Genomic DNA, 23,845 nt, shown 5'->3' with positions numbered 1-23,845 from the left:
CGCATGACGCGTACGACGAACGAGGACAAGTTCCGCGAACTGGTCAAGAAGATGGCCGTCGATCTGCGCCAGTCCAGATCACGGGTCACCGAGCTGGAGGAACGCGACCACGAACCGATCGCGATCGTCGGCATCGGCTGCCGCTTCCCCGGGATCACCGATCCCGAAGGCCTGTGGGACCTGGTCATCGAGGGGCGCGAGACCCTCGGTCCCTTCCCCGAGGACCGCGGTTGGGACCTGGACCGGCTGCTGTCCCCGGACCCGGACGACCCCGGGTCCACCTACGTGCGCTCCGCCTCCCTCATCGCCGACGCCGGCGACTTCGACCCGGCCTTCTTCGGGATCAACCCCCGCGAGGCACTGGCCATGGACCCCCAGCACCGGCTGGTCCTGGAGACCGCCTGGGAGGCCCTCGAACACGCCGGCATCGTCCCCGCGTCCCTGCGCGCCACCCCCGCCGGGGTGTTCGTCGGCACGGTCGGGCAGACCTACGGACCGCCCGTCCAGGAGTCGCCGCCCGAACTCGTCGGCTACCGGATGCTCGGCGCCATGCCCGCCGTCGCCGCCGGCCGGGTGTCCTACACCCTGGGCCTGGAGGGCCCCGCCGTCACCGTCGACACCGCCTGCTCCTCCTCCCTGACCGCCATCTCCCTGGCCGTGCGCTCCCTGCGCGCCGGTGAGTCCTCCCTGGCCCTGGCCGGCGGCGTCGGCGTCTACACCGACGTGTCCCCCTGGGTGTCCTTCGGCGGGCACGGGGTCCTGGCCCCGGACGGCCGCTGCAAGGCGTTCTCCGCCGACGCCGACGGCACCGGCTGGGGAGAGGCGGCGGGCATGATCGTCCTGGAACGCCTCTCCGACGCCCGACGCAACGGCCGGCACGTCCTGGCGCTCCTCCGGGGCGTCGCCGTCAACCAGGACGGCGCCTCCAGCGGACTCACCGCCCCCAGCGGTCCCGCCCAGGAGCGCGTCATCCGCGCCGCCCTGGCCGACGCCCGTCTCACCCCCGCCGACGTCGACGCCGTCGAGGCGCACGGCACCGGCACCCGCCTGGGAGACCCCATCGAGGCCGGCGCGCTCACCGCGGTCTACGGCCGCGACCGCGCCGGCGAGCCCCTGTGGCTGGGCTCGCTCAAGTCCAACGTCGGTCACACCGGCGCCGCCGCCGGGGTGGCCGGGGTCATCAAGACCGTCCAGGCGCTGCGCCACGGCACGCTGCCGCCCACCCTGCACGTGTCCGCGCCCACCCCGCACGTGGACTGGGCGTCGGGAGGGGTGGCACCGATCCTCCAGGCCCGCCCCTGGCCGGAGACCGGACGTGCGCGCCGCGCCGGCGTCTCCGCCTTCGGAGCCAGCGGCACCAACGTCCACGTCGTCCTCGAACAGGCCCCCGAGGCCGAGCCGGCCCCCGCCCGGGAACGCACCGCGCTCACCCCCGCCGTCCAGCCCGTCCCCGTGCCGTGGGTACTGTCCGGACACGGCCCCGACGCCCTGGCCGACCAGATCCGCCGCCTGCGCGACCGGGTCGCCGCCGATCCCGACCTCGACCCGGCCGACGTCGGCGCGACCCTGGCCACGGCCCGCACCCCGTTCACCCACCGGGCGGCCGTCGTCGGCGCCGACCGCGCCACCCTGCTGGCCCGCCTGGACGCCCTCGCCGCCGGCGCCGTCCGAGAGCCCGGCATCGCGCGCGGTCGCGCCCGCGAGGGCCGGACCGTGTTCGTCTACCCCGGTCAGGGCTCCCAGTGGGAGGGCATGGCCCGCACCCTGCTCACCGAGTCCCCCGTGTTCGCCGCGCGCGTCGCCGACTGCGAACGCGCCCTGGCCCCGCACAACGACTGGCGGCTCACCGACGTCCTCCTCGGCCGCCCCGGCGCCCCCTCACCCGACCGCGCCGACGTCGTCCCCCAACTGCTGTGGGCGGTCATGATCGGCCTCACCGCCCTGTGGCGCGCCCACGGCGTCCACCCCGACGCCGTCGTCGGCCACTCCCAGGGCGAGGTCGCCGCCGCGCACATCGCGGGAGCCCTCACCCTCGAACAGTCCGCCGAGGTCATCGCGGTGCGCAGCCGCGTGCTGGGACGGCTCAACGGCGACGTCGCCATGGCGGTGATCTCCCAGGGCGCGGCCGACCTCGAACCGCACCTGGCCGACACCGGCGACCTGCACGTCGCCGTGGCCAACAGCCCCGGCACCACCGTCGTGGGCGGCGACCGCGCCGCGGTCCTCCGGCTCATCGAGGCCTCCACCGCCCGGGGCGTGCGCGCCCGCCTCTTCGCCGACTCCCTCATCTCCCACACCCCCCACACCGCTGCGGTCCGTGACGAACTCCTCGGCGGACTGGCGCACCTCACCCCCTCCGAGCCCGACGTCCCCCTGTACACCCCGGTCACCGGCGGCCTCCTGGACCGGCCCGCCGACGCCGACCACTGGTACGCCGGGCTCAGCCGCCCCGTGCTCTTCCAGAAGGCCACCGAGGCCCTCCTGGCGGCCGGACACACCCGGTTCATCGAGGTCAGCGCCCACCCCGTGCTCACCGCCCCCATCGCCGAGACGCTCGCCGAGACCGGCGCGAACGCCGCCGCCATCGGCACCCTGCGCCGCGACGAGGGCGGCACCGAACGCCTGCGCACCGCCCTGGCCGAGGCCTTCGCCCACGGCGCCGCGCCCGACTGGTCCACGGTGTTCGGCGACGGCGCCCGTTTCGTGGACCTGCCCACCTACGCCTTCCAGCGCCGTCGCCTGTGGCTCACCGCCGACGGCGGCCGGAGCGACGTCACCTCCGCCGGCCTGGAGAGGGAGGAGCACCCGCTGCTCGGCGCGGCCCTGCCGCTCGCCGACAGCGGAACCGTCCTGTTCACCGGCCGCCTCTCCCGTGGCGCCCACCCCTGGCTGTCGGACCACGCCGCCCGTGACACCGTGCTGCTGCCCGGCACCGCCTTCCTCGACCTGGCCCTCGCGGCCGGTGAACGGCTCGGCGTCCCCCACGTCGCCGAACTCATCGTCCAGGTCCCCCTGGTCCTGCCGGACAGGGGCGGCGTCCAGCTCCAGGTCGTCGTCGAGGCCGCCGACGACCACGGGCACCGCGCGATCACCGTGCACGCCCGCCCCGCCGGCGACCCCGGAGCCCCCGACCTGGGTGAACGGCCCTGGACCCGGCACGCCTGCGGCACCCTCGCCCCCGAACCCGCCACGCACCCCCGCGATCTCGTCGTATGGCCGCCCGACGGAGCCGAACCCGTCGACATCGTCGACCTCTACGCCGGGCTGGAGGCCCTCGGCTACTCCTACGGGCCCGCCTTCCGGGGCCTGACCGCGGCCTGGACGCGCGGCGACGAGGTGTGGGCCGAGATCGCCCTGCCCGCCGCCCGGCACGCCGAGGCCGCCCGGTTCGGACTGCACCCCGCCCTCGCCGACGCCGCCCAGCACGCCATCGGCTGCGCCCCCTGGATGCCCCGTGACGGGGTGCGCCTGCCCTTCGGCTGGAGCGGCGTCACCCTGCACGCCGTCGGCGCCACCCGCCTGCGCGTCCACGTGCGGCCCACCGGCACCGACGAGGTGACGATGCTGCTCGCCGACTCCGAGGGCGCCCCCGTGGCCGAGGTCGAGTCCCTCGTCCTGCGGGCCCCCGCGGCGGACCTCGCCGCGAAGGCCCTCTCCGACGACCTGTTCCACATCGCGTGGTCGCCCGCCGCCGCCCCGGCCGCCCCCGGACGCCAAGGGTGGGCCGTGGTCGGCGAGGACCTCCTCGACATCGCCTCCGCGCTCACCGCCGCCGGGCACACCGTCCGCGCCCACCCCGACGTCGACGCCCTCCTCACCGCCCTCGACCACGGGGCGCCCGTACCCGACCACGTCCTCCTGCCCCGCCTGATCGCCCCGGTCGCCCCCGACCCGGCCGACGTGCGCGCCGCCGTCAAGGACGCCGTCGCCGCGATGCAGCGACTGCTCGCCGACCCCCGCACCCGGGACGCCCACCAGGTCGTCCTCACCCACCGAGCGGTCGCCGCCACGGCCGACGAGGACGTCCCCGACCTGGTCCACGCCCCCCTGTGGGGGCTGGTGCGCGCCGCCGCCCAGGAACACCCCGGCCGGTTCGCCATCGTGGACACCGACGACCCCGGACGCTGCGCCCCCGTCCTGGTCGCCGCGCTGACCGGTGGCGGCGAACAGACGGCGGTCCGCGCCGGCGTCGCCCTGTCGCCCCGCCTGGTCCGCACCGAACGGATCGACACGCCCCTCTCCTTCGGGGACGGCACCGTCCTGGTCACCGGGGCCACCGGCACCCTGGGCGGGGAGATCGCCCGCCACCTCGTGGACCGCCACGGCGTGCGCGACCTGCTCCTGGTCAGCCGCAGCGGGCACGACGCCAAGGGAGCCGCCGAACTCGAAGCCGACCTGACCGGCCGCGGTGCCCGGGTCGCCGTGGCCGCCTGCGACATCGCCGACCGCGACCGCGCGGCGGCCCTCCTGTCCGGCCACCGCGTCACCGGGGTCGTGCACGTCGCCGCCGACCTGGACGACGCCCTGTTCACCTCCATCACCCCCGACGCCGTCGACCGTGTGCTGCGACCCAAGGTCGACGCCGTGCGCCATCTGCACGACCTGCTCCCCGGAGCGTCCGCGTTCGTGCTGTTCTCCTCCGCGGCCGGCACCCTGGGCAGCCCCGGCCAGGCCCACTACAGCGCCGCCAACGCCTACACCGACATGCTCGCCCACCACCGGCGCGCCACGGGCCTGCACGCGGTGTCCCTGTCCTGGGGCATGTGGGCCCGGCGCGGCGGCGGCACAGCCCGCCTCGACGACAGCGACATCGGTCGCTACGCCCGCCTCGGCCTGGCCGCTCCGATGGCCACCGATCACGGGCTGACCCTGTTCGACGACGCCCTGAACACGGGCCGCCCCCACCTGTTGCCGGTACCGATGGACCTGGCCGGGGCGCGGGCCCGGGCCGCCCGCACCGGCGCGGTCGCCACCATGCTCTCCGGGCTGGTGCGCCCGCCGCGCCGCCGCGCGGGCACCTCCGGGCCCACCGCCGACGACCTGCGCGGCACCCTGGCGCGCACCCCCCTCGACCGGCGCGCGGAGGTCACCCTGGCCCACGTGCTGTCGGCCACCGCCGAGGTGCTCGGTCACACCGGCGCGACCGAGGTCGGCGCGGACGCCCCCTTCCTGGAGATGGGCTTCGACTCGCTCACCGCGGTCGAACTGCGCAACCGGCTCGCCACGTCCACCGGTCTGCGGCTGCCCGCCGGGCTGGCGTTCGCCCACCCGACCCCGCGCGCGCTCGCCGCCCACCTGGCCGCCGAGACGATCGTCCAGGAACGGCCGGCGGAGACGTCCCGGGGGTCGGCGGCCTCCGACGGCCTGGTCGACCTGTTCGTGGACGCCTGCCGTCGGCGGCGCATCGCGGACGGTCTCGACCTGCTGTGGTCGGCCTCCCGGATGCGGCCCACCTTCACCGGGACCGCCGACATCGGCCCGCCCCGCGCCCCGGTCCGGCTGTCACGCGAGGGGGAGGCGACCCGGCTCATCTGCCTGCCGTCGATCCTCATGGTCTCCGGGGTCCAGGAGTTCGCCCGGTTCGCCGGGCGCATCCGGGGCCACCGCAAGGTCGACGTCATCGCCCAACCCGGGTTCGGTGACGGCGAACCGCTCCCGGAGGACATCGACGCCGTCGCCGAGGTCCTGGCCGACGCGGTCGCCGCCTGTGCCGGAGCGGACCCCTACGTCCTGGTCAGCCGGTCCTCCGGCGGATGGGTGGCGCACGAGGTCCTGCGGCGCCTGGAGGACCTCCAACGGCGGGGGAGCGCCCGGGCCCCGGTCATCACGGCGCTGATGGACACCCCCGACCCCGCCGACCTGGACGTCTCGGGTCTGCCCACCATCGAGACGGGCGTGGTCGAACGCGCCGAGATGATCGGCATCATGGACGGTGTCCGACTCACCGCCATGGGCGCCTACCTGCGCCTGTTCCGCGACTGGCGGCCCGGCCCCGTGGAGACGCCGGTGCTCCAGGTGCGTCCCGAACAGGCCACCGTCGACCGCGACGGCCGGCGGCTCGCGCCGTTCACCTGGACGGTCGGACACGAGGTGCTGCGCGTCCCCGGCGACCACTTCACCATGTTGGAGGGCCACGTGGACGTGGTCGGCGCGCTCTTCCACGACTGGCTCACCGCGCGCGGTCTGTGACCCCGTCGGCCCCGCCGTCGCCGACGGCGGGGCCGGTCAGGCCTCCGTGACGTGGTAGACCTTGCGCAGGGTCTCGTGCACCGTCCACCGGGTGTGGTCGCCGGCGCGCAACAGGCACACGTCCCCGGCCCCGACCTCCAGGGTGGGTCCACCGGTCACCTCGATGGTGGCGCGTCCGCTCAGCACGACGAACACCTCGTCCGCCTCGGTGTCGGTGACCACCCCCGGGGTGATCTGCCAGATGCCCCGGCTCTGGGAACCGTCGGCGGACTCCCACAGGACGCGCGAGGTGACCACGGGGTCGCCCGCGACGATCAGCGCCGGGTCCAGCGGCTCGGGTTCGAGGTCCACGTCGGCGACGCGCGCGACGAAGGGTGCGAGGGCTGAGAGCGTGTTCATGTCCTCCATCATGAACGCGACGGCCCCCGCGGGGAACCGACACGGTGTTCCCATCGGGGGCCGATGCATGACAGATCGACCGGTCCGCCGCGCCCCTACCGGGGGGAGCGCAACAGGCCGAGGAGATCGTCCACGACGACGTCCGGGTCGCCGGCCGAGGCCGGATGTCCCGCCAGCCTCAACTGGACGGCGCCGTGCGCGGCGGCCAGCAGCAGGCAGGTGCACCGTTCGGGGTCGTGCCCGGCCAGCTCACCGCCGCGCTGGCAACGGCGCACCACGTCCGTCACCCTCTCGGAGGTGCGCCCGAGGGCCTCCTCCAACTCGCGGCGGGGGCGGGTCCACGGACCGCAGTAGATCAGCCGGAACCGCACCGGATGCTCCAGGGCCCACGAGACGTAGGAGTGCAGCACCGAGTGGAGCGTTCCGCCGAGATCGTCGGGGGCGTCGGCGGCGTGGTCGATCATGTGGCCCAACCGCTCCACCTCCCGGGTGGCGATGACCGCCAGCAGGGATTCCTTGTCGTGGAAGTGTTTGTAGGGGGCCATGTGGGACACGCCGCTCATACGGCCGACCTCACGGAGGGTCACCGCTTCGACTCCACCCTCGTCCAGGAGGGCGGTGGCCGAGGCCAACAGCACATTGCGCGTGTCGTGAGGCATTCACCCATGTTAGACCCGTTGCCGGTACAGACCGGGGGCATCGTGTGCCGCGCGGTATCCGGTCCCGGAACAAAGGGCGTCGTGGTGACGTTGAGTGGATGTGCCCAGGGCCCCCGCCCGAAGCCTCGGCCCGTGCGGCACCGTGGGAAAAACCGGTTGCCGTCCCTCCTACCCTTGACTACTGATGAGCACCACCACGCCCGCACCCACCGCGGACCATCTCCGCTCCCGGCTCCGCGACCTCATGCCCGTGGACCGCCACCGGCTCCGTCGGCGTATCGACGGCCTGGCCAAGATGCGCGACGAACGCCGACGCGCCTCCGTCCTCACGCAGCTCGCCCGGGACGTCGACGAGGCGCGGCTGCGCGTGGAACTGCGCCGCGAGGCCGTTCCCGAGCTGACCTACCCCGAGTCGCTGCCGGTCAGCGGCCGTCGTGAGGAGATCGCCGAGGCCATCCGCGACAACCAGGTCGTCATCGTCGCCGGTGAGACCGGTTCGGGCAAGACCACCCAGCTCCCCAAGATCTGTCTGGAACTGGGCCGCGGCGTCATGGGCACCATCGGGCACACGCAGCCGCGCCGGCTGGCCGCCCGCACCGTGGCCGAGCGCATCGCCGAGGAGATCGGCACGCCCCTGGGCGGCACCGTCGGTTACAAGGTGCGCTTCACCGACTCCTCCGGCGACGACACCCTCGTCAAGCTGATGACCGACGGCATCCTGCTCGCCGAGATCCAGCACGACCGGATGCTGCGCGCCTACGACACGCTCATCATCGACGAGGCCCACGAGCGCAGCCTCAACGTCGACTTCCTGCTGGGCTACCTCAAGCAGTTGCTGCCCAAGCGCCCCGACCTGAAGGTCGTCATCACCTCGGCGACCATCGACCCCGAGCGGTTCTCCCGCCACTTCGACGACGCGCCCATCGTCGAGGTGTCCGGCCGCACCTACCCGGTCGAGGTCCGCTACCGGCCCATCTCCGAGGACGTCCTCGACCCCGAGGAGAACGGCGGCCGAAGGCCGTCCGTCGAGGGTGGTGGGGCGGGCTGGGAGAGGAGCCCGGGAGGCGGTACCGACCGCGACCAGACCCAGGCCATCCTCGACGCCGTCGACGAGCTCTCCCGCGAGGACCCCGGCGACGTCCTGGTCTTCCTCAGCGGTGAGCGGGAGATCCGCGACACCGCCGAGGCGCTGGAGAAGCGCCGGCTCCGCGACACCGAGATCCTGCCGCTCTACGCCCGACTGTCGGTCGCCGAGCAGAAACGGGTGTGGTCCTCCCACTCCGGACGCCGCGTCGTCCTGGCCACCAACGTCGCCGAGACCTCCCTGACGGTCCCGGGCATCAAGTACGTCATCGACCCGGGCACCGCGCGCATCTCCCGCTACTCCCACCGCACCAAGGTGCAGCGCCTGCCCATCGAGGCGGTCTCCCAGGCCTCCGCCAACCAGCGCAAGGGCCGCTGCGGTCGCGTCTCGGAGGGCATCTGCATCCGGCTGTACTCCGAAGAGGACTTCCTGTCCCGCCCCGAGTACACCGACCCCGAGATCCTGCGCACGAACCTGGCCTCGGTCATCCTCCAGATGGCCGCCCTGGGACTGGGCGACGTCGCCGCGTTCCCGTTCGTGGACGGCCCCGACCACCGTCAGATCAAGGACGGCGTCAACCTCCTCAACGAGCTCGGCGCCCTGCACCCGGACCCCTCCGGAGCCAAGCGCCGGCTCACCCCGATGGGTCGTCGCCTGGCCCAGCTGCCCGTCGACCCCCGCCTGGGCCGCATGGTCCTGGAGGCCGAGCAGCGCGACTGCCTGGCCGAGGTCCTCGTCATCACCTCCGCGCTGTCCATCCAGGACCCGCGTGAACGGCCCACCGACAAGCAGCAGCAGGCCCAGCAGGCGCACGCCCGGTTCGCCGACAAGGAATCGGACTTCCTGGCCTTCCTCAACCTGTGGAACCACCTGCGCGACCAGCAGAAGGAGCTGTCGGGCAACCGGTTCCGCCGCATGTGCCGCGACGAGTTCCTCAACTACCTGCGCGTGCGCGAGTGGCAGGACATCCACGGCCAGCTCAAGCAGGTGCTGCGGCAGATGGACATCGAGGTGCCGCCGCTGCGCCCCGAGGCCGCCGACCCGCGCGCCGTCCACATGTCCCTGCTGGCCGGGCTGCTGTCCCACGTCGGCCTCAAGGACCCCGAGAAGCACGAGTACCTCGGTGGCCGCGGGGCCCGGTTCGCGATCTTCCCCGGTTCCGCGTTGTTCAAGAAGCAGCCCCGTTTCGTGATGGCCGCCGAACTCGTGGAGACCTCCAAGCTCTGGGGGCGCATGGTCGCCCGCATCGAACCGGAGTGGGCCGAGGAACTGGCCGACGACATCGTCAAGCGCAGCTACAGCGAACCGCACTGGGAGCGCAAGCGCGGAGCCGTCATGGCCTTCGAACGGGTCACCCTCTACGGGGTGCCCATCGTCGTGCAGCGCAAGGTGTCCTACGGGCGGGTCGACCCGGAGCTGTCCCGGGAGCTGTTCATCCGCCGCGCCCTGGTGGAGGGCGACTGGGACACCCGTCACCACTTCTTCCGCGACAATCGCGCCCTGCTGGACGAGGTCGAGGACCTGGAGCACCGGGCCCGCCGCCGCGACATCGTCGTCGACGACGAGACCCTGTTCCGGTTCTACGACGCGCGGGTCCCCGAGGACGTCGTCTCCGCCGCCCACTTCGACGCCTGGTGGAAGCAGGCCCGTCGCGACGAGCCGAAACTCCTCGACTTCACCCGCGAGGACCTCATCAACGACGGCGTCGACGTGGTCAGTGAGGAGGACTACCCCGACACCTGGCGTCAGGGGGCGCTGGTCTTCCCGCTCACCTACCAGTTCGAGCCGGGCAGCGACTCCGACGGCGTCACCGCGCACATCCCGCTCAAGGTCCTCAACCAGGTGGAGGCCGACGGGTTCGACTGGCAGATCCCGGGGCTGCGCGCCGACCTGGTCACCGCGCTCATCCGGGCCCTGCCCAAGCCGCTGCGCCGCAACTTCGTCCCCGTGCCGGACAACGCCGACCGCGCCCTGGCCGGGCTGACCCCCTACGAGGGGACGCTCACCTCGGCGCTGGCCGCCGAACTCACCCGCATGGCGGGGGAGCGCGTCCCGGCCGACGCCTTCGACCTGACCAGGGTGCCCGACCACCTGCGGATCACCTTCCGCGCGGTGGACGACCGGCAGCGCGCCCTGGCCGAGGACAAGGACCTCGAACGGCTGCGCGCCAAGCTCAAACCGCGTCTGCGCGAGGCCATCTCCGCCGAGGCCAAGGGCGTGGAGAAGAAGGGGATCACCTCCTGGGACTTCGGCCCGCTGGAGCGCACCCTGGAGCGCAAGGCACTGGGCCCCAAGGTCAAGGGGTACCCGGCCCTGGTGGACGAGGGCGACAGCGTCGCCGTGCGCATCTTCGACACCGAACTCGAACAGCGCGCCGCCATGTGGACCGGCACCCGCAGGTTGCTGCTGCTCAACCTGCCCTCGCCGGCGGCCGTGGTGAGCAAGGGGCTCAACAACCCCGACAAGCTCGCCCTCGCGGACAACCCGTACGGGTCCACGAAGAAGCTGCTCGCCGACGCCGAGACGGCGGCCGTCGACCACCTGCTCGCCCGCGCGGGCGGACCGGTGTGGAACGGCGACGACTTCGCCGCGCTCGCCGAGCGCGTCCGCACCGACCTGGGCGACGTCGTCGCGGAGATCCTGCCCAAGGCGGCCCGGGTCCTGGTGCTGTGGCGCAAGGTCGCCAAGAAGGTCAAGGGCACCACGTCCCTGGCGGTCCTGCCGTCGCTCAACGACGTCCAGGGCCAGCTCGTCTCCCTCGTCGGCGACGGGTTCCTCACCGCCACGGGGGTGGGTCGCCTCGACGACCTGCACCGCTACCTGCGCGCCGTGGAGTACCGGCTGGAGAAGCTGCCGGAGAACCCGCGCCGCGACCAGGTCGAGATGAGCAGGGTCGAACAGATGCGCCAGGCGATCGCCAAGGTGGTCGGCGGTCTCAAGCCGGGCCGTTCCGCCGACCCCGACGTCGTCGAACTGCGCTGGATGCTGGAGGAGTACCGGGTGAGCCTGTTCGCCCAGGGGGCGATCCGCACCGCCTTCCCCGTCTCCGACAAGAGGATCATGAAGGCGGTCGAGGCGGTCAAGGCCGCCGGGAGGTAGCCTGCGGGCCCACCCGTGAGGCGGGTGGGCCTCGGCGGCGTCACGCCAGGGTCTTGGCGATGTCGCTCATCTTCCGGTACAGCCGCATGCTCCCGGGAATGCCCCGGAACCCGTGCTTCTCATAGAAGGTGTACGCCTCCTCGTCCAGGGCGTCGACCACGAAGAACCGTACGGCGAAGACCTCGTTGCCGGTCAGGGCCCGTTCGAAGGCGTCCACCAACAGCACGGGTCCCAGACCTCGCCCCTGGTGGCGTGTGTCCAGGGCCAGCCGCGCCAAGAGCACGGCGGGCATCTTGTGCATGCCGCCTCGGGCCAGGGATCTGGGCAGCTCCTCCCGCTCCAGGGTCATGGAGGTGAAGGAGTAGTAGGCCACCACCTCCGTGGAGCCCTCCTCGCACCAGACGAAGGTGGCCGCGGTGTTGTTGGCACGCGCGTGCAGCGCGCTTCTGCGCAGCCAGGCGTCCAGCTCCTCCTTCCCGCAGGAGAAGGTGTCGGTGCGGTGCTCTCGCCGGAGGGGCTGACAGACGAACACGGCCGGTTTACCTCTTCACCATGGAGCGGTGCCTGCGCACCGCGGAGGCCAGTTCCTCGATCGGCTGAGCGGGCTCCTCCAGGGATTCGACCATGGCGTCGAAGAACGCGGCGGGGACCGTGGTGGCCTGCTCGCGCTCCACGATCTCCGTGGCCGCCTCCCTGGCGGTTCGGACGACGAACTTGGAAGCGGACTCGTGGCTGATACGGGCTGCCTCAAGGAGCAGTGCCTTGTCCTCGGGCGTGACGCGGACTTCGATCCGTTCCGTGGCGATGCTCATGGGCGCAGGTCTTTCTTGGTGGGCGATCTTTCCGGGCGGCGGTGTCGGACGCACAGCCGGGACTCGCCCCCGAGTGTACGGCATTTGTACGGACATTGGGAGGGGGTGTGAACTGCGCTGGATGCTGGAGGAGTACCGGGTGAGCCTGTTCGCCCAGGGGGCGATCCGCACCGCCTTCCCCGTCTCCGACAAGAGGATCATGAAGGCGGTCGAGGCGGTCAAGGCCGCGGGGCGGTAGCCGCCCGCGCGACGGACGCGCGCCCCGGCCCGTGCGGGCCGGGGCGCGGTGGTCTACGGGGTGGCGCGCCGGGCGGCGTTCTCCTGCCTGGCCCCGAAGAAGTCCCCGCCCTTGCGGAGGGTGTCGTCCGTGCCCCAGTCCTCCTCGGCCCCGACCTTGCGCAGGTGGGGGATGTGCTTGCGGCAGTGGATGTAGGCCTCCTCCACCTGTACCAGGACCCACATCTGCGCCCGCTGGCCCGGGACCTCCGGCAGGGGCAGGTCCCGCACGTGGTCCCGCAGGCGCTCGTCCTCCATGATCTTCACCCGGCCGTTCACGTGGAGGCCGATCCGGTCGCGCAGGAAGTCGAGGAACATCAGGCCGATGTGCGGATTCTGGGACATGTTGCCCGCACTGGCGAAGACGCCGTTGCCGCGGTACTCGGGGAAGGCCAGGGTGCGGTCGTCGATCACGTGGACGAAACCCGGGGGGCCGGCCCTGAAACTGGAGTCGCACTCGCCCCGGCCGTCCGCCGTGGCGATGAACAGCATCTCCTGCCGGGCGATGAAGGCGCGCATCTCCGCGTTGAGGTGGTCCAGCATCTGGTCGCGGTAGAAGCGCTCCGCGCGTTCGGTCGTGCCCATGACGTGCTGGACGTACCGCTCTCCCTCCGTGCCGGTCGAGTGGTTCTGGCTGGTCTGTGTCATGAGGTGGGGCTTTCGACGGTGTGCGGTGTGGGAGAGGGGCCGGCGCGCCCGTCAGCGCGCGCTGCGGGACATGGTGGACCGTGGGGCGGGCGGGGCCGACGCGGCGGCGGACTCCTCGGCCCCGGCGAGCATCTGCGCGGTGATCCACTGGTAGACCAGCACCCAGGCCGAACTCATCGAGGACGACCAGGTGGGCGAGACCTCGCTGACGGCGCGGACCAGGGCCCGTCCGACATGGGGGTAGTGCTCGGGGAGCACACCCAGGTCCCGGTGGTGGTCCCTGCCCAGGCGCCGCAGGTAGTGCGCGATCTCGTCGGGGGAGTCGAGGTGGCGCACCACCGACAACAGGGCGTCGGCCATGCGTTGCTGCTGGGGCCGCAGGTCGGCGGAGAACATGTCCCGCACGGCGGGGACCATCTCGAACAGGTTGTCGTAGAAGGACTTGGCCAGGCGGGTCGATCCCTCGGGCAGGTCGACGCACGACTGGCGGACCAGCTCGATGATCTCCCGGTCGGGGAGCGGTACCTCGGATATACGGCGAAGAGTCAAGGACGGGTCCAGGGTTCGGGTGAGAGGGGAACCACGGTGCGTCAGCGGGCGGGGCGCTGCGAGCCCGCCGTCACCGAAGAGGACGGGGTCGTGCACCGGGGAGGTCCTCGGCGACCGGGACGCGGTCTCGCGCCGAGGGGCTCGGATCCACCCGTCCCACCAGGAGCCCCGCCGGCGAACGGTGCGGGACGAGAGAGGAAACAACGGGACGGGTGGGGTGCAAGTGACCCTTGTCTTCTTTTCTCGGTCTTTTGAGGGGGAACTGTAACAGATCTGCTACGGGGAGGAGTGTCCTCGTTCTGTTGCGCCGCCGTGGGCCCGCGACCCCGCCCGGTCCCTTCTTCGCGAGGTCGCGGGGCGATAGCATGCGGCGGGTGGTGTAGACCACCGTCGGCACAGACGCGAGGAAACGAGGTCCCCTTGGGCGACGCGGTGAACGGACGACGGCTGCTGCTCGTGGGCACCTACACCCCGGACTCCGACCCGCCCGGCGCGGGTCGGGGGATCCACCGGGTGGGGTTCGACCCCGTGACCGGCGAACTCTTCGACCAGGGGGTGGCGGCGAGCACCCCGGGACCCTCGTTCCTGGCCTATCGGCCCGAGCCGCCCACCGTTTACGCGGTCAACGAGCGGGAGAAGGGCACCCTGACGGCCTTCCGCATCGACGGGAGCGCCGACCTCACCGAACTCGGCGAGGTCCCCACCGGTGGGGGATCGCCCTGCCACGTCCGCTACCTGGGCCCCGAACAGGTCGCCGTCGCCAACTACGCCAACGGCGTGGTGACCTTCGTGCCGACCGACGCCGACGGCGTCCCCGCCCCGCCCCACCGCGAACTCGCGTACCGGGGGAGCGGCCCGGTCACCGACCGCCAGGAGGGCCCGCACGCGCACAGCACCGCCGTGGTGCTGAACTCGCACGAACGCCGCCTGCGCTACCTGCTCACCGCCGACCTGGGCACCGACGAACTGCGCGTGTACCAGTACGCGGTGCCGGTCCGGGACGAGGAGCCGGCCCACCCGGACGAGGGCCTGTTCGGCACGGTGAGGCTGCCAGCGGGCACCGGGCCCCGCCACATGGCGGTCAACGGCGACCACGTCTACGTCGCCGGCGAACTCGACTCCCGGGTGCACGTCGTCCGGTGGAACCCGCGCCGGGGCACCGGTGAACACCTGGGCTCGGTCCCGACCATCGGCGGCGTCCACGACGCGAACTTCCCGGCGGAGATCGCCCTGCACCGCCTCAAGGTCACCGGCCGGGAGATCGCCGACGGCGACGCCCTGCCGATGACCACCACCTACGAGGGACGGGTGTACGTGTCCAACCGGGGCGCGAACGTGGTCTCCACCTTCGCGGTCCGCGACGAGGGCGCCCGCCTGGAGCACCTGGCCGACACCCCGGTGGGGGACTGGCCCCGCCACTTCGCGGTCGTCCGGGGCCACCGGGACGAGCCCGACCACCTGGTCGTCGCCGCCCAGAACGGCGACGAACTCCGCTCGCTGCGCATCGACCCCGACACCGGCGTCCCCACCGACACCGGCCACCGCCTGGAGATCCCGATCCCGGTCTGCGTCCTGCCGGTCCCCATCAACCGCATCCGCCGCGCCTGCGATCACGCCTGACCGGCGCGCCCCGGGGCGGCGCTCCGGTCGCTCCGTTTCGTCCGACTCCACCCCGGACGTACGTGTGGCCCGGGAACGGTCGGCCCCGGGCCACGAGCCTCACCGACTGACGCCTGTCCCCATCGTCGCCACCGCACCGGACCGGCTCCACGACCCTCGCGGCCCCGGCCTCGGCGGCGGCTCCGTGTGCCATCGCCGTGACCGAGCCGGAACCGCCACGACCGGCCTGCTCGGCTGCGTCTTCTCGATCTCGGCCGCCAACTCCGGGGCACTGTCACCGCTCAGCATCACCATGCGTCCGGTGTGCGCCGCCCGGTACCGGCCGGTCGAGCTGCCGTGCCACACCGTCCACCCGTGCTCACGGTAGGTGGCGCGGAGGTGGTTCACCTGCTGCGGAATGGACGCTCCGACGGTCTCCGGGGTCGTGAAGGCGGTCATGCCGCACCGCCTTCCATGGCCTTCGGGGCCTTCCGAAGTTCCTCGGCGCCCGCGCACACGACCGGTTCGGGCCGGCCGCCGTCGGTGGTCCGGGTGCTGATCGCCATGGGACGGGGCCGTCCCCGATCTCCGCGCGGTTCGCGGACGAGGAAGCCGGGGAACTCCTCGCGCAGTGTCAGAACCGTGGCGCTCGGCCTCCCGTGGTGGCCCTCCACGGTGCTCACCGGGCCTTCCGGGGGAGGGGGACCGCCGGGGCCGGCGGTTCGGGCACGGGCCATCGCAGCTCGAAGTACATCCCGGGTCCGCGCAGGGACCGAAAGCGCCCCCAGCGGGAGGCGAGGGCGTTCACCAGCAGCAGGCCGCGCCCACCCTCGGCGTAGGGATCGGGGCTGACGACGTGGACGGACGGGGCCCGCCCGTAGGCGTCGAGGACCTCCACGCGCAGCCACCCGTGGAAGAAGAACGCCCGGACGTAGAAGTCACCGCGCGCCACGTCGCCGTTCGGGGCGTGCCGGACGTTGTTGGTCGCCAGCTCCGAGAGTAGGAGCAGGGTGTTCTCGGCGGTCTCCTCCGGAGCGTCCGCGAAGGCCAGTTTGCGCTCCATCCAGTCACGGGCCTCCTTCACGCTCTCGGGACGTCCGACGAAACGGAAGGAGCAACGCCGCAGCGGCAGCCGCCGACGCGGTTCGGGGGTGTTGGGAACGATACGGTTGGACATGGGTCCTCACCTGTCTACTCAGGTTGTGGGCCAAGGCCCTGGTTCGGTGTTCGTCCACCGTCCAGGGCCGTTTGCGTGAGTGCTGGGTCGCATCCCGGCTTCACCTGGCCACAATGACACGGCAGGCACCTGAAAATCCTTCGCTGCTATCAGAAGTAGCAGCTTGTAGAAAAATGCAGCACGATGTGTCTTGCTGTGGTCAACTGTGGTCATGGGCAGTGGTCGGAAGGCAGTCACAAAAGCGGCATTAGTACAATTCGGGAACGAGCTTCAGCGTCTACGTCGCGTAGCGGATCTGTCCCAGCGGGAGTTGGCCAAGGCGACGCTGATCTCCCATCAAATGCTGGGGGCGGTGGAGCGCGCGGAGCGTGCTCCACGCAAGAGCTTCGCGGAGAAGGCGGACGAGGTGCTCGGTGCGCGTGGTGCCCTTCTCCGCCTCTGGCCAGGGGGCCAGGAAGGCTACCCGCACGGATTCAAGGAGTATGTGGATCTGGAGTGCGAAGCCAGAGCCATTCATGACTTCCAGACCCAGGTGGTTCCCGGCTTCTTTCAGACCAGGGACTACGCGCGGGCGGTGCTGAGTGCGAGCTGGCCGCCCAGCGAAGACGGAGAGGTCGAGCGCTTGCTCAACACCCGTATCGCCCGTCAGGAGATCCTGGATCGGGAACAGCCGCCACTGATGTGGTCGGTGCTCGATGAGAGTGTCCTGCGGCGTCCGATGGGACCCCGGGAAGTGATGATCGCTCAGCTTCAACACCTCCTTGAGCTGGCCGCAAGAACTCGTGTACGTCTTCAGGTCCTCCCTTTCGCCAAAGGTGTACACGCGGCGTTGGATGGCGCCTTCACCGTCCTGGACATGGAGGGTGGTGAGCGTATGGCCTACGCCGAGATTCCGGGCAGTGGTCGAGTGACCGCCGACGCCGACGAGGTGGAACAATGCGCGTTGCGCTTCGGTGTGCTGCGTTCGATGTCCCTCTCTCCGGACGAGTCCGTTGACTTCATCTCCCGCTACAAGGAGGCACACAGCCATGGAATCGACCCCTTCTCGCTGGCGTAAGTCCAGCTACAGCGGCAACCAGGGAGGCCATTGCGTCGAGGTCGCGGACACCCCCGCCCACGTCCACGTCCGTGACACCCAGAACCGCCCCCTCGGGCACCTCACCTTCCCCTCCTCCGACTGGGGCGCGCTCCTGTCCCTCCTGCGGGAGGACACCGTGGCCGGGTAGGTCCGGCGGGTTCCCACGCGCGCCGCCCGGCGTCGGCGTCCGGCGAGGCGGAATGTGACCCGCGTCTCAGGGGGAGTCCGACAATTCCCGCAGCTCGGGTTCTGTACACCCCCGCCATCCCGTCGGCGACCCCCGATAACGGACAATGGGTGCTGTTCCACTCCTGTTCGTCTTCCGAGGGGAAGCCCATGCCCACGACCCGGACCACCGGCGTCCGCTACAAGGGACTGACCGCCCGCGACCTGGCGCTCATCGCCGTGTTCGCCGCGTTCATCGCCGTCCTCAGCATCACCGGTGCCATCAACCTCTCCTTCTCCCCGGTCCCGATCACGCTCCAGACCCTGGGCATCATGCTCGTCCCGGCCCTCCTGGGCTGGAAGCGCGGCACCCTCGCCGTCGCGGTCTTCCTCGTCCTGGGCCTTGCGGGTCTGCCCCTGTTCGCCGGCGGCGCCGGCGGCCTGGGCGTCCTGGCCGGCCCCTCCGCCGGGTTCATCCTCAGCTGGATCCCCGCCGCCCTGATCATCGGCCTGCTCACCGACCTCATGGTCCGCAACGGTCGCTACCTCTTCTGGGCGGGACTCGCCGTCAACGTCGTCGGCGGCATCCTCGTCGTCTACGCCGTCGGCGTCCCCTGGCTGGGCGTGGCCATGGGCAACGACCACCTCGCCGCGTTCACCGCCATGGTCTGGTACCTGCCCGGCGACCTGGCCAAGGCCGTGATCGCCGCCCTCATCGCCTCCGCCGTGTACCGCGCCTACCCGATCCCGCCCGCCGGCCGTCCGGTCATCGAGGACGTCGAGCCGATCGAGAGGACCGCCGAGGCCGAGAAGGCCGACAGGGGCGAGGACGCCTGATGCTCCGCCTGGAGGGTGTCTCCCACTCCTATGACGCGCGCCCCGTGCTGCGCGGCATCACCCTGGACCTCGCCGAGCACCGCATCGGCGTGATCGGGGCGAACGGATCGGGCAAGTCCACGCTCGCCCGCACCCTCAACGGCCTCGTCGTCCCCGACGAGGGCCGGGTGACGCTCGGGGAGTGGGACACCCGCCGTCACGCCAGGCACATCCGCCGCCGGGTCGGATTCGTCTTCTCCGACGCCGCGAACCAGATCATCATGCCCACGGTCGCCGAGGACGTGGAGATCGGTCTGCGCGCGCTCGGACTGGGGCGGGAGGAGACGGCCCGGCGGGTCGACACCCTGCTGGAGCGGTACGGCCTGGACGGGCACCGCGATCACCCCGGACACCTGCTCTCCGGCGGCCAGAAACAGCTGCTGGCCCTGGCCGCCGTCCTGGCGACCGAACCGGAGATCCTCGTCTGCGACGAGCCCACCACCCTGCTCGACCTGCGCAACACACGCATGGTCCACCGGGTCCTCGACACCCTGGAGCAACAGGTCGTCCTGTTCACCCACGACCTGGACCTGCTCGACGCCTTCGACCGGGTCCTCGTGGTCGACGACGGCCGGATCGTGTTCGACGGCCTGCCCGCCGACGCGGTCGACCACTACGTCAAGCTCATGGACGACCGGTGAACACGCTCGGCCTCTACATCCCCGGCGACGGCGTCCTGTACCGGCTCCGGGCGCGGACCAAACTCGCCGGCCTGCTCGTCGTCTGCGTCGTGGTCATCGCGCTGGCCGACCCGCGGGTGTCGGTGGGGCTCCTCCTCGCCGCCGTCCTCCTCTACCCGGCGGTGGGACTGCCCTTCAAGCGGGTCCTCGGGGTGCTGCGGACGCTGTGGCCGTTCCTGCTGGCGATCGGGGTCTTCCAGGGGCTCTTCGGCGACCCTCTCACGGGGGTGCGCCTGTGTTCCCAGCTCCTGGCGCTGGTGCTGCTGGCCAACGCGGTCACGCTCACCACCCGGGTCCGCGAGATGCTCGACCTCTTCGAGCGGCTGGCCCGGCCCCTGGGCCGGTTCGGCGTCTCCTCCGAGCGGGTCGCCCTGGTCCTGGCCCTGACGATCCGCTCGATCCCCATGGTCGCCGCCGCCTGGCGCGCGGCCGTGGAGGGCTACCGGGCGCGCGGGCTGTCGGGACGCCCCCACCTGTTGGTGACCCCGCTCATCGTGCAGCTGTTCCGCATGGCCGAGGCGACGGGCGAGGCCCTCGTGGCCCGCGGCATCGACGAGGACGCCCGGCCCTGACACCCTCTCTCACGAAGGGAACGTCGCCTCAACGGCGTGTTACATCCGTATCGATTCCGTATCGAGCCGTGGCACCGGATGATACGGACGGGATAATGGGCGCATCAGCCACTGAGAACGTTGTCGACGACGGATCGGTGATCGTGTGCTCCGACGTCTCCTCGCCGACTTCCCCCGCCCCTTCCGCACGCTCGTCGTGATGGTGCCGGTCCTCCTGCTGTTCCTCCTGGTCCTGTCCCCTCCCTCCTCCCAGGCGCTGCCGGAGGCCGACCCCGCGGCCGTGCAGGCCATGCTGTCCCGGAGCACGATGGCCCTGGTGCCGTTCGCCCCCGTCACCGGACCCGCGACCGGGGGCCCCGTGCTCACCCCACGCCAGCACGACGACCTCACCGCGCGGGTCGAGCAGATCATCGCCGACGGTGGCGGCCGGGTCGGCATCGCCCTCCAGGACCTGCGCACCGGCGCGACCTTCAGCCACGGATCCCGGGAACCGTTCGCCACCGCGAGCGTGGTCAAGCTGACGATCCTCACCATGCTGCTGCTGCGCGCCCGGGAGGAGGGCCGCGAACTCACCGAGACCGAACGCGCCGAGGCGTCGGTGATGATCCGTTACAGCGACAACGACGTCACCAACGGTCTGTACGAGCGGATCGGGTACAACCCCGGTTTCGTCGAGGGGGCGGAGACACTGGGGTTCACCGACACCGAGCCCCATCCCCACGGCGTGTGGGGCGGCACCCTCACCACCCCCGCCGACCAGATGCGGCTGCTGCGCGCCCTGTACACCGATGAGGGGCCGCTCACCGCCGACGAACGCGCCTACGTCCGCGACCTCATGGAGTCGGTCGCCCCCGAACAGGCCTGGGGCGTGTCCGTGGCGGCGGCGGAGGGCGACGTGGTCGGCCTCAAGAACGGGTGGACGCCTCGGGAGTCCGACTCCGGCCGCTGGATGATCCACAGCGTCGGCTACGTGGCCGGGCCGGAGCGGGTCCACCTCATCGCGGTCATGTCCGACGGGCACACCGACTACGGCTCGGGCATCGCCGTGGTCGAGAGCGTGGTCGCGGAGGTCGTCTCGACCCTGGAGCACCCGCCGGTCGATCCACCGGCGGGTGCCCCTCCGGGTCGCTGAGACGTCCCCGGTCGGGACCCCGCTCCGCCCGTCACCGCCGCTCCCGCGGGGCGGCGGCCGACGCCCTCACCGCACGAACCGCGGCGGAGGGAGGTTCACGAGAACACGTCCTAGTCGAGCGGGCCGCCGGCCACGTACAGCACCTGGCCGGAGACGAACCCGGAGTCCTCGGAGGTGAAGAAGGCCACCGCGTTGGCGATGTCCTCGGGCAGGCCCACCCGGCGGACCGGGATCTCGGCCTCCTTGAACTTCTTCATGTCGTCATAGGAGACGCCGACGCGCTCGGCGGTCGCGCGGGTCATCGCGGTCTCCACGAAACCCGGGGCGACGGCGTTGACGGTCACGCCGAACTTGCCCAGCTCGATCGCCAGGGTCTTGGTGAAGCCCTGGAGCCCGGCCTTGGCCGCGGAGTAGTTGGCCTGGCCGCGGTTGCCCAGCGCGGAGGAGCTGGAGAGGTTGACGATCCGGCCCCAGTTCTGGGCGGTCATGTGCGTCTGGGCGGCCCGGCTCATCAGGAAGGAGCCCCGCAGGTGCACGTTCAGGACGGTGTCCCAGTCCGAGGCGGACATCTTGAACAGCAGGTTGTCGCGCAGCACACCGGCGTTGTTCACCAGGATGGCGGGCGCGCCGAGCCGCTCGGCGACGGTGTCGACCGCCGCGTTGACCTGCTCCTCGTCGGCGACGTCGCAGCCCACGGCGAGGGCGCTGCCACCGGCGGCGCCGATGCGGTCGACGACCTCCTGGGCATCGGATTCCTTCAGGTCCAGGACGGCGACGGCGTGGCCTTCGGCCGCCAGACGCTCGGCCGTGGCGGCGCCGATACCACGGGCCGCTCCGGTCACAATGGCCACACGAGGCGTTGCGGACATGGGTTACCTCCAGGATTCACGTGGTGGGCGCGTAGGGATCCTATCTCCATCCCGACCGGTCGGTAAGTGGCCGGGGGGCCTCTCCGAGCACGTTTCCCCGCGCCCCTGTGCGGTGCCACCTGGGTGTCGTCCCCCGGTGCGAAGATGCCGCCCATCGGGTCCCCCGGTTTTCCTGCACGCCGTCCTCCCTTGGCCTACGATTGCCTGCAAGGCCAGGATGCACGTGCATTCGATCCGTGCAGCAGCACGCGCCCGACCAGTCGGGGAGGAGTGGAAGGCATGGAGTGTGCGGAGACGGTCACGGAGCCCACGGGGGGATGGTGGCTCAGGGTGCTGACGCACGGCTCCCGGCGCTGGAACACACCCGTGTGCGGAGACCGGCACGACGCCGTCACGTGGACCTTCGACCCCCGCCCCCACTCCGTGTCGGCCGCACGCGAGATTTCCGCCGTCCTGCTTCGGGAATGGGACATGACCCACTTGTCCCCCGATGTCGCCGTGGTCGTTTCGGAATTGGTCACCAATGCGGTCCGCCACGGTGGTCCCCTGCTCTCCATCGGGGCGGGTGAGGCGGGTATTCAACTCTCCCTCATGCGCAGCGGGAGCGAATTCATCTGTGCCGTTCGGGACGGCGGAGATCGGTTGCCGCTCAGAAGGAGGGCCGATGCGACCATGGAGGGTGGTCGGGGACTTGCCTTGGTGAGCGCCTTCGCGCGAGAGTGGGGTGTGATTCCCACTCCGCCCGGGGGAAAGTTCGTTTGGGCGCAATTCGTGTGATCCGACGGCGTCGGATGATCACGGTGCCCCGCACGGACCCCGGGCCCCGGACCCGTGTCCGGGGTGGCGGGGACCGGAGGCCACCGACCCCGGTACCGCGGTCACATCGGCTATATCGTGTACACGGGCGTCCCGAGGAGAGCGGACGCCCTCGTGCAGGGGAATGACAGGGAGGCGGCGAACGTGGATATCGCTCGATTGCGCAAGGGGAGTGGCCCCACCGTGCGTCGCATGCTGCTCGGCCACGAACTGCGCAGCCGACGCGAACAGCGCGGTATCAGTCGAGAGGACGCGGGGAGCAGGATTCGTGCTTCCGCGTCGAAGATCAGTCGGATGGAACTCGGCCGGGTCGGTTTCAAGCTCCGCGATATCGAGGACCTCCTGAAGTTGTACGGCGCCGACCGCCGCACGATCAAGGAAATGCTCGAAGTCGCCAAGGAATCCAACAAGCCCGGATGGTGGAAGGAGTACGGCGACTCCCTGCACAAGTGGCTCACCCATTACATCGGGTTCGAGGAGGCCGCCGACCAGATCCGCATCTACGAGTCGCAGTTCATCCCGGGTCTGCTCCAGACCGAGGAGTACGCCCGCGAGATCATCTTCGGCGGCGTCGAGGCCGACACGGTCGCGGAGCAGCGCCTGGAGGCGCGCCTGAAGAGACAGAAGCGCGTCGAGACCGACGACAACATGCGCATGTGGGTGATCCTGGACGAGGCCGCGGTCCGCCGCCCCATCGGCGCGACCACCACCGGTCTGGGCGTCATGCGCCGTCAGATCGAGCACCTCATCCGGCTGAGCACGGAGAAGGACAACATCACCATCCAGATCATCCCCTTCGCGGTGGGCGCGCACGCGGCCGAGGCCGGTTCCTTCACGTTGCTGCGCTACTCCGACTACGAGCTCGCGGACATGGTGTACCTGGAGCGGTTACACGACGGTGAGCTCAACGACAAGCGGTCCGTGGTGGAGGCCTACACCAAGGCGATGACCCGGCTGAGCGTGTCGGCGGCCACCCCCGACCAGACCCTGGAGATGCTCAAGGGCATCCTGGAGGACTTCTCCGTTTCCGGCGACGGGCCCGTCACCCCCGTCTGACCGCCCCCTACGACGAAGGACCCCGTCCCCCGACGGGGTCCTTCGTCGTTGCCGCGCCGATCCGTCGAGGACACGGACCGTGCTCGTGCGAACTCGCGTGGAACGGACTC

Annotated in this window: 20 protein-coding genes and 1 pseudogene; 12 read left to right on the top strand and 9 right to left on the bottom strand. The window is 71.5% G+C overall.

Translation table 11 applies throughout. From position 1 onward, the window contains the following. Positions 1–3 precede the first annotated feature (3 nt). Positions 4–6,189, top strand: coding sequence for a type I polyketide synthase (locus RM479_RS04345; protein WP_311510388.1), 6,186 nt, complete (start codon positions 4–6; stop codon positions 6,187–6,189). Positions 6,190–6,225: 36 nt separating this feature from the next. Here RM479_RS04345 and RM479_RS04340 read toward each other — a convergent pair whose 3' ends face one another. Together RM479_RS04340 and RM479_RS04335 are read right to left on the bottom strand one after the other, a co-directional pair. Further along, positions 6,226–6,588 carry a cupin domain-containing protein gene (locus RM479_RS04340; protein WP_311510387.1) on the bottom strand — a complete coding sequence of 121 codons (363 nt, stop codon included), beginning with the start codon at positions 6,586–6,588 and terminating at the stop codon, positions 6,226–6,228. A 95-nt stretch (positions 6,589–6,683) separates the two neighbouring features. Beyond that, positions 6,684–7,247 (bottom strand): TetR/AcrR family transcriptional regulator, encoded by a 564-nt coding sequence (locus tag RM479_RS04335; RefSeq protein ID WP_311510386.1) that lies wholly within the window; start codon positions 7,245–7,247, stop codon positions 6,684–6,686. A 184-nt stretch (positions 7,248–7,431) separates the two neighbouring features. Between RM479_RS04335 and hrpA the strand changes: the two genes are divergently transcribed. Continuing rightward, the gene (hrpA, locus tag RM479_RS04330; RefSeq protein WP_311510385.1) at positions 7,432–11,430 is read left to right on the top strand and encodes an ATP-dependent RNA helicase HrpA; all 3,999 of its coding nucleotides are present in this window, start codon (positions 7,432–7,434) and stop codon (positions 11,428–11,430) included. A 40-nt stretch (positions 11,431–11,470) separates the two neighbouring features. Here hrpA and RM479_RS04325 read toward each other — a convergent pair whose 3' ends face one another. Together RM479_RS04325 and RM479_RS04320 are read right to left on the bottom strand one after the other, a co-directional pair. Continuing rightward, positions 11,471–11,962 carry a GNAT family N-acetyltransferase gene (locus RM479_RS04325; protein ID WP_311510384.1) on the bottom strand — a complete coding sequence of 164 codons (492 nt, stop codon included), beginning with the start codon at positions 11,960–11,962 and terminating at the stop codon, positions 11,471–11,473. Between the two features lie 7 nt (positions 11,963–11,969). Continuing rightward, positions 11,970–12,242, bottom strand: a complete 273-nt coding sequence (locus tag RM479_RS04320; RefSeq protein WP_274807443.1) for a type II toxin-antitoxin system TacA family antitoxin — start codon at positions 12,240–12,242, stop codon at positions 11,970–11,972. Positions 12,243–12,351: 109 nt separating this feature from the next. On the opposite strand from RM479_RS04320, the pseudogene RM479_RS04315 reads away from it, so the two are divergent. Further along, positions 12,352–12,480: pseudogene (locus tag RM479_RS04315) on the top strand (DUF3418 domain-containing protein); the annotation flags it as partial. A gap of 53 nt (positions 12,481–12,533) precedes the next feature. Here RM479_RS04315 and RM479_RS04310 read toward each other — a convergent pair. Then, entirely contained in the window at positions 12,534–13,166 is a 633-nt protein-coding gene (locus tag RM479_RS04310) for a pyridoxamine 5'-phosphate oxidase family protein (protein WP_311510382.1), read from the bottom strand. A gap of 51 nt (positions 13,167–13,217) precedes the next feature. Continuing rightward, complete coding sequence (locus RM479_RS04305) at positions 13,218–13,715, bottom strand: globin domain-containing protein (RefSeq protein ID WP_311510381.1); 498 nt, start codon at positions 13,713–13,715, stop codon at positions 13,218–13,220. A 420-nt stretch (positions 13,716–14,135) separates the two neighbouring features. Between RM479_RS04305 and RM479_RS04300 the strand changes: the two genes are divergently transcribed. Further along, on the top strand, positions 14,136–15,335 hold the full coding sequence (locus RM479_RS04300) for a lactonase family protein (RefSeq protein ID WP_311510380.1): 1,200 nt from the start codon (positions 14,136–14,138) through the stop codon (positions 15,333–15,335). A gap of 434 nt (positions 15,336–15,769) precedes the next feature. On the opposite strand, the gene RM479_RS04295 is transcribed toward RM479_RS04300, so the two are convergent. Both RM479_RS04295 and RM479_RS04290 read right to left on the bottom strand, forming a co-directional pair. Continuing rightward, positions 15,770–15,997 carry a hypothetical protein gene (locus RM479_RS04295; protein WP_311510379.1) on the bottom strand — a complete coding sequence of 76 codons (228 nt, stop codon included), beginning with the start codon at positions 15,995–15,997 and terminating at the stop codon, positions 15,770–15,772. After that, positions 15,994–16,491 carry an ATP-binding protein gene (locus RM479_RS04290; protein WP_311510378.1) on the bottom strand — a complete coding sequence of 166 codons (498 nt, stop codon included), beginning with the start codon at positions 16,489–16,491 and terminating at the stop codon, positions 15,994–15,996. The genes RM479_RS04295 and RM479_RS04290 overlap by 4 nt, the downstream gene beginning before the upstream one ends. A gap of 211 nt (positions 16,492–16,702) precedes the next feature. Here RM479_RS04290 and RM479_RS04285 point away from each other — a divergent pair, with 211 nt between their 5' ends. The 6 genes from RM479_RS04285 to RM479_RS04260 all read left to right on the top strand — a co-directional run bounded on the left by RM479_RS04285 (position 16,703) and on the right by RM479_RS04260 (position 20,994). Beyond that, positions 16,703–17,548 (top strand): helix-turn-helix domain-containing protein, encoded by an 846-nt coding sequence (locus RM479_RS04285; RefSeq protein WP_311510377.1) that lies wholly within the window; start codon positions 16,703–16,705, stop codon positions 17,546–17,548. After that, positions 17,520–17,717, top strand: coding sequence for a DUF397 domain-containing protein (locus RM479_RS04280; protein ID WP_311510376.1), 198 nt, complete (start codon positions 17,520–17,522; stop codon positions 17,715–17,717). The genes RM479_RS04285 and RM479_RS04280 overlap by 29 nt, the downstream gene beginning before the upstream one ends. Before the next feature lie 188 nt (positions 17,718–17,905). Continuing rightward, positions 17,906–18,571, top strand: a complete 666-nt coding sequence (locus tag RM479_RS04275; RefSeq protein ID WP_311510375.1) for a biotin transporter BioY — start codon at positions 17,906–17,908, stop codon at positions 18,569–18,571. Next, positions 18,571–19,251 carry an energy-coupling factor ABC transporter ATP-binding protein gene (locus RM479_RS04270; protein ID WP_311510374.1) on the top strand — a complete coding sequence of 227 codons (681 nt, stop codon included), beginning with the start codon at positions 18,571–18,573 and terminating at the stop codon, positions 19,249–19,251. Before RM479_RS04275 ends, RM479_RS04270 begins: the two co-directional genes overlap by 1 nt. Further along, the gene (locus RM479_RS04265) at positions 19,248–19,862 is read left to right on the top strand and encodes an energy-coupling factor transporter transmembrane component T family protein (RefSeq protein ID WP_311510373.1); all 615 of its coding nucleotides are present in this window, start codon (positions 19,248–19,250) and stop codon (positions 19,860–19,862) included. Before RM479_RS04270 ends, RM479_RS04265 begins: the two co-directional genes overlap by 4 nt. A 145-nt stretch (positions 19,863–20,007) precedes the next feature. Continuing rightward, positions 20,008–20,994, top strand: coding sequence for a serine hydrolase (locus RM479_RS04260; protein ID WP_311510372.1), 987 nt, complete (start codon positions 20,008–20,010; stop codon positions 20,992–20,994). 110 nt (positions 20,995–21,104) lie between these two features. Here RM479_RS04260 and RM479_RS04255 read toward each other — a convergent pair whose 3' ends face one another. After that, positions 21,105–21,863 carry an SDR family oxidoreductase gene (locus RM479_RS04255; RefSeq protein ID WP_311510371.1) on the bottom strand — a complete coding sequence of 253 codons (759 nt, stop codon included), beginning with the start codon at positions 21,861–21,863 and terminating at the stop codon, positions 21,105–21,107. A gap of 279 nt (positions 21,864–22,142) precedes the next feature. Between RM479_RS04255 and RM479_RS04250 the strand changes: the two genes are divergently transcribed. Both RM479_RS04250 and RM479_RS04245 read left to right on the top strand, forming a co-directional pair. Next, the gene (locus tag RM479_RS04250) at positions 22,143–22,640 is read left to right on the top strand and encodes an ATP-binding protein (protein ID WP_311510370.1); all 498 of its coding nucleotides are present in this window, start codon (positions 22,143–22,145) and stop codon (positions 22,638–22,640) included. A 231-nt stretch (positions 22,641–22,871) separates the two neighbouring features. Next, positions 22,872–23,735: a helix-turn-helix domain-containing protein gene (locus tag RM479_RS04245; protein WP_274808095.1), complete on the top strand. Its 864-nt coding sequence runs from the start codon at positions 22,872–22,874 to the stop codon at positions 23,733–23,735. The last annotated feature ends 110 nt before the right edge of the window (positions 23,736–23,845 follow it).

It is taken from the genome of Nocardiopsis lambiniae (assembly GCF_031845465.1).
Classification (GTDB): domain Bacteria; phylum Actinomycetota; class Actinomycetes; order Streptosporangiales; family Streptosporangiaceae; genus Nocardiopsis; species Nocardiopsis lambiniae.
This window is presented reverse-complemented; position numbering and strand designations above follow the sequence as displayed.